General features: G+C 50.9%; 1 protein-coding gene. It reads left to right on the top strand.

Annotated features, from left to right (window positions below):
• Positions 1-1,174 (top strand): amino acid adenylation domain-containing protein (locus tag JI741_RS32380; protein ID WP_202016739.1); only part of this gene is annotated, 1,174 nt, incomplete at both ends.

The raw sequence follows: 1,174 nt of genomic DNA, 5'->3' as shown, positions 1-1,174 counted from the left end.
GCAGGGCGACGATCTTGTTGGGCTGATGGTGCAGCGATCGGAGTGGATGATTGTGGGCATACTGGGCATTCTGAAATCGGGTGCCGCCTATGTGCCCATCGATCCCGAGTATCCGGAAGAACGCATCAACTATATTCTGGACGATGCTGCCGTGAAAGTGCTTATCGTAGAAACCATTGGTCTCGAAAATAAATTCTTCTCACCCCAAACCAGCCGCGTATACCTGGATGAATTCTGGAGCGACGTTGCGGCCGAAGGAAAAGACAACCCGGTTCACATCAACCGCCAAACCGACCTGTCGTATGTGATCTACACATCAGGATCGTCGGGCAGACCAAAAGGTGTTTTGATCGAGCACAAAAATGTTGTGCGGTTGTTGTTTAATGACCACTTCAATTTTTCTTTTTCAGAAAAAGATACCTGGACGGTCTTTCATTCCATTTGCTTTGATTTTTCTGTGTGGGAAATATTCGGCGCCCTCTTGTATGGCGGCAAGCTGGTAGTGGTTTCACGCGAGACTGCACTCGACCCCGCTTCCTATGTGGAGTTGATTGTGCGCGAAAAAGTGACCGTGCTCAATCAGGTGCCGACCGTATTCAAGAATTTAACGACCGAAGTGTTTCAGCGCCAATCTCTCCCCGAGCTTAGTCTTCGCTATGTGATTTTTGGCGGGGAAGCGTTGAATCCTGCTTCGCTGCGCGACTGGCACGAACAATATCCCCATGTGAAATTGGTGAACATGTATGGCATCACCGAAACGACTGTGCACGTGACCTATAAAGAATTGGGACACGACGAAATTTATTCGGGCATCAGCAACATCGGCTTGCCGCTTCCAACGCTGAATTTGTATTTGATGGACGACGAAGCACAGTTGGTGCCGATCGGCGTGGTGGGTGAGCTGGTTGTGGGCGGCGACGGTGTGGCAAGAGGCTACCTCAACCGACCGGCCTTAACACACGAACGGTTCATCAACAATCCTTATCGTGCAGACGAACGCTTATATCGCTCGGGCGATTTGGGAATGCGCACGGAGTCCGGTGAGATTATATACCTCGGCCGTCGCGATTTCCAGGTAAAGATCAGAGGCTATCGGATCGAGATCGGTGAGATCGAGAATGTTATTCGCGGCTATGCGGGCGTAGAAGATGTACGGGTGGTGAGCCGCACGATA

Origin of the sequence: Chryseolinea lacunae (assembly GCF_016735595.1) — a bacterium.
GTDB lineage: Bacteria > Bacteroidota > Bacteroidia > Cytophagales > Cyclobacteriaceae > Chryseolinea > Chryseolinea lacunae.
The sequence above is the reverse complement of the archived record's forward strand: the minus strand, read 5'-3'. Positions and strand labels throughout refer to the sequence as shown.